General features: G+C 66.8%; 16 protein-coding genes. 2 read left to right on the top strand and 14 right to left on the bottom strand.

The genetic code is table 11. The annotated features are described in order from the left end of the window. Positions 1-51 precede the first annotated feature (51 nt). Together DK926_RS01650 and DK926_RS01645 are read left to right on the top strand one after the other, a co-directional pair. Positions 52-258, top strand: a complete 207-nt coding sequence (locus DK926_RS01650; protein WP_068427444.1) for an inositol 2-dehydrogenase — start codon at positions 52-54, stop codon at positions 256-258. Positions 259-303: 45 nt separating this feature from the next. Continuing rightward, on the top strand, positions 304-2,268 hold the full coding sequence (locus DK926_RS01645) for an acyl-CoA dehydrogenase (protein ID WP_114328162.1): 1,965 nt from the start codon (positions 304-306) through the stop codon (positions 2,266-2,268). A 314-nt stretch (positions 2,269-2,582) separates the two neighbouring features. Here the strand turns inward: DK926_RS01645 and DK926_RS01640 are convergent, their stop codons facing one another. The 14 genes from DK926_RS01640 to DK926_RS01580 all read right to left on the bottom strand — a co-directional run bounded on the left by DK926_RS01640 (position 2,583) and on the right by DK926_RS01580 (position 12,622). Then, positions 2,583-3,752 carry a PQQ-dependent sugar dehydrogenase gene (locus DK926_RS01640; protein WP_114328643.1) on the bottom strand — a complete coding sequence of 390 codons (1,170 nt, stop codon included), beginning with the start codon at positions 3,750-3,752 and terminating at the stop codon, positions 2,583-2,585. A gap of 92 nt (positions 3,753-3,844) precedes the next feature. Next, complete coding sequence (locus DK926_RS01635; protein ID WP_243636585.1) at positions 3,845-4,048, bottom strand: heavy-metal-associated domain-containing protein; 204 nt, start codon at positions 4,046-4,048, stop codon at positions 3,845-3,847. A 35-nt stretch (positions 4,049-4,083) separates the two neighbouring features. Continuing rightward, entirely contained in the window at positions 4,084-4,365 is a 282-nt protein-coding gene (locus DK926_RS01630; protein WP_068427494.1) for a metal-sensitive transcriptional regulator, read from the bottom strand. Positions 4,366-4,381: 16 nt separating this feature from the next. Then, the gene (locus tag DK926_RS01625; RefSeq protein ID WP_114328160.1) at positions 4,382-4,630 is read right to left on the bottom strand and encodes a hypothetical protein; all 249 of its coding nucleotides are present in this window, start codon (positions 4,628-4,630) and stop codon (positions 4,382-4,384) included. Then, positions 4,627-5,103, bottom strand: coding sequence for a hypothetical protein (locus DK926_RS01620; RefSeq protein WP_114328158.1), 477 nt, complete (start codon positions 5,101-5,103; stop codon positions 4,627-4,629). Before DK926_RS01620 ends, DK926_RS01625 begins: the two co-directional genes overlap by 4 nt. Further along, positions 5,096-5,536, bottom strand: coding sequence for a hypothetical protein (locus tag DK926_RS01615; RefSeq protein ID WP_114328156.1), 441 nt, complete (start codon positions 5,534-5,536; stop codon positions 5,096-5,098). Before DK926_RS01615 ends, DK926_RS01620 begins: the two co-directional genes overlap by 8 nt. 17 nt (positions 5,537-5,553) lie before the next feature. Further along, a complete protein-coding gene (locus tag DK926_RS01610; RefSeq protein WP_114328154.1) occupies positions 5,554-5,733 on the bottom strand; it encodes a hypothetical protein in 180 nt (59 codons plus the stop codon). Positions 5,734-5,819: 86 nt separating this feature from the next. Then, a complete protein-coding gene (locus DK926_RS27200; RefSeq protein ID WP_261768920.1) occupies positions 5,820-5,945 on the bottom strand; it encodes a hypothetical protein in 126 nt (41 codons plus the stop codon). A gap of 96 nt (positions 5,946-6,041) precedes the next feature. Next, positions 6,042-6,647, bottom strand: coding sequence for a hypothetical protein (locus DK926_RS01605; protein WP_068427435.1), 606 nt, complete (start codon positions 6,645-6,647; stop codon positions 6,042-6,044). Beyond that, positions 6,644-7,618, bottom strand: a complete 975-nt coding sequence (gene hemB, locus DK926_RS01600; RefSeq protein ID WP_114328640.1) for a porphobilinogen synthase — start codon at positions 7,616-7,618, stop codon at positions 6,644-6,646. Before hemB ends, DK926_RS01605 begins: the two co-directional genes overlap by 4 nt. 107 nt (positions 7,619-7,725) lie before the next feature. Continuing rightward, the gene (locus DK926_RS01595) at positions 7,726-9,288 is read right to left on the bottom strand and encodes a bifunctional uroporphyrinogen-III C-methyltransferase/uroporphyrinogen-III synthase (protein ID WP_068427431.1); all 1,563 of its coding nucleotides are present in this window, start codon (positions 9,286-9,288) and stop codon (positions 7,726-7,728) included. A gap of 159 nt (positions 9,289-9,447) precedes the next feature. Then, entirely contained in the window at positions 9,448-10,425 is a 978-nt protein-coding gene (gene hemC / locus DK926_RS01590) for a hydroxymethylbilane synthase (protein WP_114328152.1), read from the bottom strand. Continuing rightward, positions 10,422-11,804 (bottom strand): glutamyl-tRNA reductase, encoded by a 1,383-nt coding sequence (locus tag DK926_RS01585; RefSeq protein ID WP_114328150.1) that lies wholly within the window; start codon positions 11,802-11,804, stop codon positions 10,422-10,424. The genes hemC and DK926_RS01585 overlap by 4 nt, the downstream gene beginning before the upstream one ends. Continuing rightward, entirely contained in the window at positions 11,801-12,622 is an 822-nt protein-coding gene (locus DK926_RS01580; protein WP_243636616.1) for a redox-sensing transcriptional repressor Rex, read from the bottom strand. The genes DK926_RS01585 and DK926_RS01580 overlap by 4 nt, the downstream gene beginning before the upstream one ends. Positions 12,623-12,662 lie beyond the last annotated feature (40 nt).

The raw sequence follows: 12,662 nt of genomic DNA, 5'->3' as shown, positions 1-12,662 counted from the left end.
GCCCGCGAATCGTGTAACGCCCGTGTTACCACTGCATTACACTCGGCGTGCATGGAGGCACAACACGAACCCGCGCGGTACTCCTGGCCGGATGGTTTCCGGGAACACCTCATCCGCGAACTCGACGGTTTCAGCCCCATCGTGACCCGAGCCATCGAGGACGGCGGCGCGTCGCTGTTTCACGACGGTCCGTACGGGCGTAGCAGCTTCTGGTCGCGTGTGCGCGCGTTCGGCCGCGAATACCTGTGGCCGTCCTGATCTCGAAGTAGGTTTATTGGACCGCGCGACAGGTTACCGTCGAGTATGGCAACCACCTCGGAGCATCTGCGTAACACATTGGACGGTCGCTGGCGCGACGTGAAGAACGAGGCCCGCGCACAACTCGTCCGGGACGAGTTCCGCCCGCACTACACACCCAACACCGTCATCGCGCGGACGAAGGCGCTCGAGCAACTGAAGCTGCTCGCGCAGCACGGCGCAGCCGACGACGGTTTCAAGAAGGAACACGGCGGCACCGGCGACGTCGGCGCAGCCGTCACGATGATCGAGATGCTCGCCATGTCCGACCTGTCGCTCATGGTCAAGGCAGGTGTCCAGTGGGGCCTGTTCGGCGGCGCGATCGAGAACCTGGGCACCGAACGCCACCACGAAGCGTATGTCCGACGCCTCATCGACCTCGATCTGCTCGGCTGCTTCGCGATGACCGAGACCGGCCACGGCAGCGACGTGCAGTCGCTCGAGACGACGGCCACCTACGATCGCGAGACGGGCGAATTCGTCGTCCACTCGCCGACTCCGTCGTCGCGCAAGGACTACATCGGCGGCGCCGCCGAAACCGCCACCGTCGCAGCAGTGTTCGCGCAACTGATCACCGCCGGTCCGGGTGAGGAGCCGGAAAGCCATGGCGTCCACTGTTTCTTCGTGCCGCTGCGCGACGAGAACGGCGACGACCTACCGGGCGTCACGACCTCGGACTGCCAGTACAAGGGCGGTCTGCCCGGTGTCGACAACGGCCGCATCATGTTCGACCACGTCCGTATCCCCCGCGACAACCTGCTGAACAAGTACGCCGACGTCGCCGAGGACGGCACCTACTCGTCACCGATCGAGAATCCCAGCCGACGCTTCTTCACGATGCTCGGCACGCTCATCCGCGGACGCGTCACCGTCGGCGGCAGTGCGGCAGCGGCGGCACGCGTCGCACTGGACATCGCGACGAGATACGCCCTGCAGCGCAGGCAGTTCTCGGCGCCGAAGTCCGACGAGGAAGTGCTGATCATGGACTACCTCGTCCATCAGCGCCGACTGTTCCCACTGATCGCGAAGTCGTACGCATTGCAGTTCGCGCAGAACGAACTGGTCGCCAAACTGCACGAGCTGCAGACGGCCGACAACCCCGACGCCGAGGAGCAGCGCGAACTTGAATCTCGCGCAGCAGGATTGAAGGCCGCCAACACCTGGCACGCCACCAAGGCGATCCAGGAAGCACGCGAAGCATGCGGCGGCGCAGGCTATCTCGCCGAGAACCGCTTGATCTCGCTCAAGGCGGACACCGACGTGTTCACGACGTTCGAAGGGGACAACCACGTTCTGACGCAGCTCGTCGCGAAGGAGCTCCTCACCGCGTACGCCGACGACGTCAAGAGCATGAGCCCCGTCGAATGGGTGCGGTTCGCGGCCGAGTTCGCGGGCGATCGCGTCGTGAAACGTACTGCGGCACAAACGATCATGCAGACGATCCTCGACAGCCGGCAGGACAACGAGGAAGAGGGTTCGCTGTTCAACCGCGGCACCCAGGTCAAGATGTTCGAAGACCGCGAGGACTACCTGCTGTCCACCGTCGCCCGCCGTCTGCAGGGCAAGGCGAAGGAAATGAGCGCGTTCGACGCGTTCAACTCGGTCCAGGATCACGTGCTGCACGCGGCCAGCGCGCACATCGACCGCATCATCCTCGAAGCGTTCGTCGCCGGAATCTCGTCGTGTGAGGACGAGACGGCGAAGGAAATCCTCGAGCAGGTGTGCGACCTGTACGCGCTGTCGGTCATCGACGAGGACAAGGCGTGGTTCATCGAGCACCGCTACCTGTCCACCGAACGCTCGAAGGCCGTGACCCGCGGAATCAACGAGCGCTGCCGAACTCTGCGCCCGCACGCCGTCGAACTCGTCGACGGCCTCGGGGTGCCGGAACAGCTCCTCGGTGCAGCGATGCTCGGGCACCCGCAAGCGGGTACCGACGAAGAGGAAGCCGCGAACCCCAGCAAGGCCTGACGCTGCGCAGGCATTCCGGCCCGTGCCCACGTTCGGCCCCTGACCCCCGCCCGGGTCCGGACGCCCGCCCGGGTCCGGACCCCCGTTCGGGACCGGACCCCCGCTCGGGACCGGATGACGCCCTCGGTCACTCTGAGTGACCGAGGGCGTCATTCGCTCACCTGGCGTCCCGCAAGATTCCGGAGCGAGGGCGTCCAACGGTCACTCAGAGTGACCGAACGTCACCTTCGGTCCGAAAACCCCGGGCGGTCCGAAAGCCCCGGCCGGTCCGAAACCCCCGGACGGTCCGAAACCCCCGGACGGTCCGAAATCCCCTAGGAGCTCGGCGTGACGCGCAGGACCCGGTCTCCGTTTCCGTTGTCCGTTGTCAACAGGAACGATCCGTCGGCCAGCGGCTCCATCGACCGGAGTCGTCCGTACTCCCCTTCGAGTGCGACGGCTTCCTGCGCGACCTGGGTGCCGTCGTCGGTGAGCTTCAGGAACACCAGCTTCTGTCCCTGCTGGCTCGAGATGACTGCCGCACCGGCCCACTCACCCCAGGCCGAACCGTCGACGAAGGCGAGGTCGGGGGTCGCGATGGTCGGCTCGCCCGAACTCCAGACTGCTCCGATCGCCCCGGGGACGCGTTCCGGGTCGGTCATCGGCACCGACTCGTCGTAGATCAACGGGTTTCGGTCGGGCTTGTAGCCGTAGTTCCCGCCGGCGACCAACAGGTTCAGCTCGTCGTCGCGGGTCGTTCCCTGCTCCACTTCGTACAGTCGATCGGTTCCCGGTTGGAACGCCAGACCCTGCACGTTGCGGTGACCGAGCGTGTACACGCGCCCTGGCGCATCGGCGGCCGCCGAACCGTCGGCATTCACGTGAAGAACTTTGCCGCCCAACGAGTTTCGATCCTGGGGAACGCTGGGCGACGCCGTGTCACCGGTCCCGATGAAAAGAGTGCCGTCGGGCGCAGCCAGAATTCGACAGCCTCCGTGCCGACCGGTTGCAGCGACGGGGACGTCGTCGATGACGGTCTGCGTGCGGGTCAGGGTGGTCCACTCCGGATCGACGGTCCAGCGAAAGACTGCGATGCTGTTCCCACCATCGCCCGCACTGCCGGGCATCGCGCTGCCGGTTCCCAGCCCTTCGCCTTCGACACCCTGACACGTGTACAGCGCACGGGACTCCGAGAAGTCCTGTGCCAGTTCGATTCCCATCAGACCGGTCTCACCCTGCGCATACAGGTCGTCGAGGTCCGCGGCCAGATCGGCGACGGTTCCGTCAGGTCGTTTGACGACGAAACGCCCGCTGCGCTCCCCGGTGAGAATTGCGCCGTCGGGCGCCACGACCACGTCCCAGGGCTTGTTCAACCCGTCGAGCTCGGTGGTCACCTGCAGTTCGGGCAGGTCAGGGCTGGGCTGGGCGCCCGCCCCCGACGAACAGGCGAGCGTCAGACAGACGCTCGCCGCGAGAACTCCGGTACCGGTCAGCGCTTTGTTCACGAACACTCCTCGACAGGGGTCGAATCAGGCTCATGACAGATACCACAGTAATCAGTAGGTAAACCGGACTTCGCCGAAACGAACGCCGCTGCTCACGATACGAGCGTGTAACCGGCTTCCGTGACGGCCGCGGCCACTGCCGAACTCTCGATTGCGTTGTCGCTGAACACCACGACGTTGCCCGTCGCGACGTCGACCTGCACGTCGGTGACACCCGCCAGTTCGGAAATCTCCTCGGAAACCGAAGCGGCACAATGCTGGCAGGTCATTCCCTCGACGACGTAACTGCTTTGCACTCCAACAACCTTCTCTCCGCTTGCTTTCGCACGAATCAGGAACGGACGAGGCGAGCGATGGCGTCGGACGCCTCTTTCACCTTCGCATCCGCCTCAGGGCCACCCTTCTTGGCGGCCTCGACGACGCAACCCGCCAGGTGAGCGTCGAGCAGCTTGATCGAGACGGACTGCAACGCCTTGGTGGCGGCGGACACCTGGGTGAGGACGTCGATGCAATACCGGTCCTCGGCGACCATGCGCGAGATTCCGGCGATCTGACCCTCGATACGACGGAGCCTCTTCAAGAGGTCGTCCTGCTCGGTCGAGTAGCTGCTCATGCCGACCACCATACCCCTACCGGGTATGGGAACGCACCCACGACCACCGGCGAACCGCGTCGACGACCAGCAGACCTGCCACGACGACGCACACCGTGGCGATGGTGATCCACGACCCGGAGTACTGCGTGGAGGTGTAGGCCGGAGCGCCGTCGGGAACCGCGGCGTACCGATACACGTCGACGCCCACGTTCCAGCACACGACGGCAACGATCACGGCGACGACTGCTCCCACTGCCTCGAATGCGGTCACTGCTCTGCTCACACGATCTCCTTCTTGGCGTGCTCGAGGCCCGCTCGCAACCCGTCGTCGTCCTTGGCCCACGCCTGCACCAAGGCACCCCCGACCAGACGCAGCCCGATCGGGTGGCGTCGACGCGGCACACCGTGCAACTCGCCGAGCACGCGCGCGGTTTCCCACTTCTTCGGCTCGTAGTCGCCGTCCGCATAGTCGGCGGGTGGCAGGATCGCGTCGATGTCCGAGATGTCCAGCACTTCGGTTCCCTGCCGAAGCGCCGTGGGCGTGAGTTCGACACTGACGTGCCGACGCGCGGCCGTGACCTGCACGTACGTGAAGCCGACGAGCACGAGGGCGAAGATCCCGAGCGGGACCCAGTGCACGACCGGGCCGGTCAGGAGTTCGACGATCAGTACGGCGATGCAGAACAGCGGACCCCACAGCAACGCCCGCCACCGCGCCCCCGGCTCGGTGAACAGCACAGGACCGGGTTCAGTCACCGTGGAACCACCGACGCGCCGGCGGGCGGTAGACGAGCATGCACGCCGCGAGCAACACGAGTGCGATGGCCAGAAGTTCCTGGAACGCCCCGACCGCGAGCACGCCGAACACCAGCACCAGCGCGGCGAACCCCGACAGTGCGACGAGAATTCGCCGCACCATCGCGTGGCCGGCACGCACCGGTCCGGCGAGGAAACCCAGGGTCAAACCGAGTACCGCGCAGACCACTCCGATGACCCGAACGAACGACAGATACGAATCGATGTCTGCGGCGCTGTTGCCCTGCGATTCGAGAGCGGACCGCAGTTGGTCGACGGGAGCCGTCAGCGTCAGCAGGGCGACGAGAACGAGCAGGATAGCGGCCACCAGCCACAACACGTATGCGGCAGTGACGACTCCGGGCCGTGCACCGGCGGGAACACTGGTACTCACACGTACATACTGCCTGTTCAGCCCGTGACGAGCGCAGGCACCACGATGATCAGCGCGACGAGAATGCCGAGCGCCACCACCAGTCCGATGAGCAGCAGTTCACGACTGGTGCTGTGGGGACATTTCACTGTCGTGGTGTGCCTGGCGGAGTCGGCAGGAACGACCCAGCTGGACCGTCCTTCGGCGTCGAACTGCATGGGACTCCCCCTCGCACATCGCTGTGACGGCAATCACCGTACACCTGCACGAGTGCTCCGCGGAAGCGCCGAGGCGAGGGCGTGCGTCAGCCGGCGGTGAAGCCCAGGGCCATGATGAAGACAGCGACCGACACCGCTGCGAGAAGCCCCAACAGCGCCCAGACGGGCCTGCCGCGTTCCTCGTCCTCGCGTCGAATTTCCGGTTGTGTCATCGCACTGGATCCGATCACTCGAAGTTCATTTACGAGTGATGCTAGTCACATGGTGCGCATGTGACGCATGAGACACGCGGGACTGACCGAACTACGTCAGCGAAATGGTTTCGGCGTACGCGACGCCAGGAAGTATTCGTTCGACTCCCTGCGGTGCATCAGGTAGATCGCGCCCGCGGCCAGCACACCCTGCAGAATGCCCGCGACACCCAGGACGATCGCCATGGCGCCGTCGTTCGCGCCGAATCCGAACAACTGCGGGACGGTCAGCACAACGGTGGCCGTTCCGATCATCGTCAACACCATGCGGGCCCACATCCGACCCGTGCGCATCTTGTTCACCCAGTACAGGAACAACGCGGCGAATCCGGCCGCGATCAACACCATCACGACGAGTGCCGCGATCAGGTAGTTCTCGGCGGTGTCGAGCGTCAGCGGGATGGACGCGTCCTGCGCCTTGATGTCGTCGACGAGTTGCTGCGCGAACACCGAGCGCTCCCCGTACACGACGACCAGCGTCGCCAACAGGTTGATCGTGCCGAGCAGCGCCACGCCCCACCAGAGGTGACGGGCAGTCTCGACGTCGACCGGCGCGGGCCTCGGCTTCGGTTCCAACGGAGGTGGACCGTGCTCGGCTTCCCAACGTGCCCAATCGGGCTCGGGTGGCTGATGGCCGTTCTCCGGGTTCCAAGGAGTACTCACAGCCAGCCCGCCGCTTCCGTTGCCCAGTACGTCAACACGATGTCCGCACCTGCGCGGCGGATACTCGTCAGTGATTCCAGAATCGCGGCGTCACGGTCGATCCACCCGTTCTGCGCAGCCGCGGTGATCATCGAATACTCACCCGAGATCTGGTATGCGGCAACGGGAACCGGAGACATGTTCGCGACGTCGCGCAGAATGTCGAGGTAGGACATGGCGGGTTTGACCATCACCATGTCGGCGCCTTCGGCGAGATCGAGTTCGACCTCGTACGTCGCTTCGCGACGGTTCGCCGAATCCTGTTGATAGGTACGGCGATCGCCCTGCAACGATGACCCGACGGCCTCGCGGAACGGTCCGTAGAACGCCGACGCGTACTTCGCCGAGTACGCCAGCTGGCCGACGTCGTGATGCCCGGCCGCGTCGAGCCCGGCACGAATCGCCGCGACCTGACCGTCCATCATTCCGCTCGGGCCGAGCAGGTGTGCACCCGAATCCGCTTGCGCGACAGCCATGTCGACGTATCGGGTGAGCGTCGCGTCGTTGTCGACGGCACCGCTCTCGGTCAGCACTCCACAGTGGCCGTGGTCGGTGAATTCGTCGAGGCACGTGTCGGCCATGATGACGGTGGCGTCACCGAGATCCGACTTCAGCCGTCGCAGACCGCGATTGAGGATTCCCTGCGGATCGGTGGCGCCGGAACCGTCGGCGTCCTTGTCCTCGGGCCGGGGAACGCCGAACAGCATCACGCCGCCGACGCCCGCAGCCACCGCTTCCTCGGCGGCCTTGCTCAGCGAATCGAGCGTGTGCTGGTAGACGCCCGGCATCGACGTGATCTCACGGGGAGCATCGATGCCGTCGGCGACGAACATCGGTAGAACGAGATGCCGTGGCTGCAGCGAGGTTTCGGCGACGAGTCGGCGGATCGCCGGCGTGCGACGCAGTCGGCGGGGGCGGTCTACTGGGAACACGATGGAATGCCTCACTTCGTTCGGCTCGCGCGTGGGAATGTGGGACCGACAGGAGCGGAGCCTGCGGAGTGACCCGAAGGCACTACACATTCCCACGCACATGCGCGTTAGCGCCTGCGACTCTTCTTCCGCGGAGGAGGCAACGCGCCCTCGGCGCGGAGGCGAGCTGCGTGCTCGGCCAGCGCCTCGATGAGCGGTCCCACCTGCGCGGTCTCGGGCTGCACGTCGACGCGCAGTCCGAATTCGACTGCGGTCTCGGCAGTCTTGGGCCCGATGCACGCGACGAGCGTGCGTGCATGCGGCTTTCCGGCGATACCGACGAGGTTGCGCACCGTCGAACTCGACGTGAAGCAGACGGCGTCGAATCCACCGGTCTTGATCATCTCGCGGGTCTCGGCCGGCGGCGGCGCGGCGCGCACGGTGCGGTACGCGGTGACGTCGTCGATCTCCCAGCCGCGTTCACGCAGACCCTCGGCGAGCGTCTCGGTCGCAATGTCGGCGCGCGGCAACAGAACCCGATTGACCGGGTCGAAGACCTCGTCGTACGGCGGGAAGTCCTCGAGCAGTCCGAGGGACGACTGATCACCGGACGGCAGCAGTTCGGGGTTGATGCCGAACGAGCGGACCTTGGCGGCGGTTGCTTCGCCGACGCACGCGATCTTGACGCCCGAGAACGCACGCGCGTCCAGGCCGAACTCCTCGAACTTCTCCCACACGGCGCGCACGGCGTTGGTGGAGGTGAAGACGACCCACTGGTAACGGCCGTCGACCAGTCCCTTGACCGAACGCTCCATCTGCGCCGGGCTACGAGGCGGCTCGACGGCGATGGTCGGAACCTCGATCGGGATGGCTCCGTGGGTGACGAGCCGATCGCTCATCTCGCCTGCCTGGTCCTTGGTCCGCGGCACCAGCACGGTCCAGCCGTACAGTGCGCGAGATTCCCACCAGGACATCTTGTTTCGGCCGGAGACGACCTTGCCGACGGTCACGACGAGTGAGCCGACGAGTTCGCTGCCCGCGTCGTTGAGCGTCGCGAGCGTTGCCTCGACGGTGCGCTGCTGACGCGTCGTGCCGCGGACGGTGATCGCGGCGGGAGTCTGCGGTGCGAGTCCGTGCTCGACGAGCGCGCTCGCCGTCTCGGCCAGGTGACCGGACGTCGCGTGCAGCACGAGCGGGCCGGGAGCAGCGGCGAGCGCAGCCCAGTCGACCTCACCGCGCACGTCGGCTTCGGTGTGTCCCGATCCGAGGGCCATGCCGGCGTAGCTCGGCACGGCGGATCCGGACGGCAGACCGGGGAGCACCTCGAACTGCACGTGAGTGCGGGCGACCGCGGTGACCTCGGCAATGACGGAATCCGCGGTCAGCGGGTCGCCGGACACGAGGCGGATGACGTCGTGGCCGTTCTTGGCCTCGGTCAGCAAGGTCTTGGCGACCTCGGCGGGCTCGCCGAGTGCGGGACGGACGTCGACGCCGTTCTCACCGGTTTCCGGATCGCGCGGCAGGTCGTTGCCGACGAGTGCGATGACGCCCTGGTCGACGTCGGGATCGGTGAAGGCGAGTTCAGCGGCTCCGAGCACCTCGCGTGCTCGAACGGTGAGCAGAGCCGGGTCGCCCGGCCCCGACCCCACGAACAGGATCCGTCCGTTGGCGTTCTTGCGGACTGGGCTCATCGGTTGTTCTCCAGTGCTGTCTTGTGCGGGTAGTGCAGTTCGATCGGGGTTGCCGAGCCCCGTTTCGGTATCAAGCGCGCGGTCGCGATGGATTCGCCGCGTACCGGGGGCCGTGAGGCCCTGCGTTTGGCACGTCCGCGTGTGGGTGCAGTGATCGACCTAGACATGCGGTGTTCCTCCGGATGCGGCGGGCTCGGTGACATCGACGAGGTCGCGTGCGCCGAGATCGAGCAGCTCGCGGGCCAGGTCACGGCCGAGTTCCTCGGCATTGTGAGTCGATCCGACGATCGAGGCCCTGATGGTGTCGCTGCCGTCGATCGCCGCGACGCAACCGCGAACCGACAGTTCGTCGAACACGCGTCCGTCCTCGTCGATGGATTCGACGACCTCGGCGATCGCACCGACGGGGGCGGTACAGCCTGCTTCGAGTTCGGCGAGCAGTCCACGCTCGGCCAGCACGGCCGCGCGGGTGTTCGGATCGTCGAGCGTGCCGATGGCTTCGGCGAGTTCGGTGTCGCCCGCGCGGCATTCGACGGCGAGCGCACCCTGTGCGGGCGCCGGAAGCAGCTGCACCGGATCGAGCGATTCGGTGACGACGTCCAGCCTTCCGATGCGGGACAGCCCGGCACGGGCGACGACGACGGCGTCGAGCTCGCCGGACGCGACCTTGCCGATGCGGGTATCGAGGTTGCCGCGCAGCGGGAGGATGTCGAGTCCCTGGCCGAGTGCGCGCAACTGCGCTGCTCGACGCGGTGCCGACGTTCCGACCTTCGCGCCGGTCGGCAGTTCTCCCAGTACGAGCCCGTCACGTGCGACGAGTGCGTCGCGGGGATCTTCGCGCGGCGGAATCGCGGCGATGACGAAGCGCTCGTCGGGTGCCGTCGGGAGGTCCTTGTAGGAGTGCACGGCGACGTCGACCTTGCCGTCCGTCAACGCCTCGCGCAGCGCCGCGGTGAACACACCGACGCCGATCTCCTGAACCGGTGCCGCCGACAGGTCCCCTGCCGTCTTCACGATGACCAGCTCGGCGTCGAGGCCTGCGGCGATCAAGCCCTGCCGCACCGTCTCGGCCTGCGTCGTCGCGAGCAGGCTTCCTCGCGTTCCGACACGTACTACTCGCTTGTCCGTCCCGGTCACTCCGACGTTCCCTTCCGGGCATCGGTACGGCTGGCGGTGAAGTCGTCCACGAGTTCCATTCCGTTGATCTCGATCGGGCTGGCGACAGCCTCGACCGTTCCTGGGCTGAGCTCGAACAGCTCACGCAGTGCCGCGGCGTACGAGTCGCCGCCGGGGGTGGTCGCGAGCTGCTTGACCCGCACGGTGGGCGAGTGCAGAAGCTTGTCGACGACGCGTCGCACCGTCCTGGCGACCTCGTCGCGCTGCGGCGAATCGAGGCCGGGCAGGCGCGACTCGAGGCGCAGGAGTTCGCCTTCGACGACCTCGGCGGCGCGCTGGCGCAGAGCGGTGACGGTCGGAGTGACCTCGGCCAGGCGCTGGCCCGCAAGGTATCCGGACAGCTCGGAGGAGACGATCTCGCGGGCCGCGGCCGCGTCGGTGGACGCAGCTCCTGCCGCAGGGTCGCGCTGCAGCGACTCCATGTCGAAGATGTCGACGCCGGGCAGTCCGGCGACGGCGTGGTCGACGTCGCGAGGCAGTCCGAGGTCGCAGATGGCAAGCGTTCGACCCGGTTCACGCTGTGCGAGAGCGAGGTGCGCGTCCGCGAGCGAGACGACGGCGCCGACCGCGCCGGTACAGGTGACGAGGATGTCCGCGTCGGCCAGCGCGGCAGGCAGCTCGTCGAGGTCCATGGCCACGGCCGACACTCCCGCGGACGTCGCGGTCTCGGCGAGGTGGTCGGCACGCACACGGGTGCGGTTGACGACGATCAGCCGACCGATTCCGGCGCGTCCCAAGTGCGCGACGGCCAGTCCGCCCATCGCACCCGCACCGAGGACGACGGCCGTCCGGCCGGCGAGGGAGCCGTCGAACAGGGCGGCAGCGCGATCGAGCGCCACCGAGACGACCGACGCACCCGCCGAGTCGATGCCCGTCTCCGAATGGACCCGTTTGCCGACGCGCAACGCCTGCTGCGCGAGCTCGTGCAACACGCGTCCCGACGCTTGCTGGCTGTCCGACGCGGCATACGCCGTCCGGATCTGGCCGAGAATCTGCTGCTCGCCGATGACCATGGAGTCCAGGCCGCTGGCCACCGCGAACAGGTGCTCGACGGCGGCTTCGCTGTAGCGCACGTACGCGTGCTTGGTGAGCTCGGGGACCTGCAGTCCGGAGTGTTCGGCGAGAATCTCGCCGACCGAGGCGAGTGCCCCGTGGAACGCGTCGACCACTGCGTAGATCTCGACGCGGTTGCACGTCGAGACCACCATGACCTCGGAGATGTTCCCGCCGGCCATGAGCTTGTCGGTCAGCTTGGGACGGTCCGTGTCCGTGATCGCGACACGCTCGAGGACTGCGACGGGAGCGCTACGGTGCGAAATCCCGACGAGAAGGACACTCACGGTGCAATCACCGATCCATTTCTTGTGTTACTGCTGGTAGAACCCGGGGAACTGATGACGCCGGCCGCAACTCCGGCTCCGGGCAGACCGCCCGGCGACACTCTCGGGCCCCGGCTACGTCCCAACCGAGGCGTCGTGGGTAGATCCGGTGCGCCGTGGGCAGCTTCCCTGCGGGAGCTGTTGAACGACAGGACCTGCATTTCGACGGCCAGGTCGACGCGTCGTACTTCCACACGGTCCGGGACGTCGAGTTCCACCGGGGAGAAGCTGAGGATGCACTCGACTCCCCCGGCGACGAACGCCGACGCGACGGCCTGGGCTGCGTCGTCCGGCGTCGCGATGACTCCGATGGTGGCCTCGAGCTCACGGCATCCGACCTCGAGAGTGTCGACGTGCCTGACCTGCAGGCCATCGATGTCCAGGCCGACGCGGGCCGGATCGACGTCGAACAGTCCGACCATCGAGAAGCCGCGACGGCCGAATCCGCCGTACCGCGCGAGGGCCTGTCCGAGATTGCCGACTCCGACGAGGACGACCTTGTGGCCGCGGTCGAGTCCGAGGGCGCTTTCGATCTTGGCGCGTAGGCGCATGACGTCGTATCCGACTCCGCGCACGCCGTTGGGTCCGAGGAAGGACAGGTCCTTGCGCAGTTTCGCCGATCCCACGCCCGCGGCGTTGGCGAGTTCTTCGCTGGAAACGATGAGGACGCCGTCGTCGGCGAGGATTCCGAGGACCCGCAAGTAGGTCGCCAATCGGGTCACCGTAGCCTGGGGGATGACGCGTTCGGAACCGACGGATCGCTCGACCGGGGCCGGCACAACCGGGCGCTCTCGGGTCACGTTCCTGGCTCCTCGTCCG

Source organism: Rhodococcus sp. Eu-32 (genome assembly GCF_003336925.1).
GTDB classification, from domain to species: Bacteria; Actinomycetota; Actinomycetes; order Mycobacteriales; family Mycobacteriaceae; genus Rhodococcoides; species Rhodococcoides kyotonensis_B.
The sequence above is the reverse complement of the archived record's forward strand: the minus strand, read 5'-3'. Positions and strand labels throughout refer to the sequence as shown.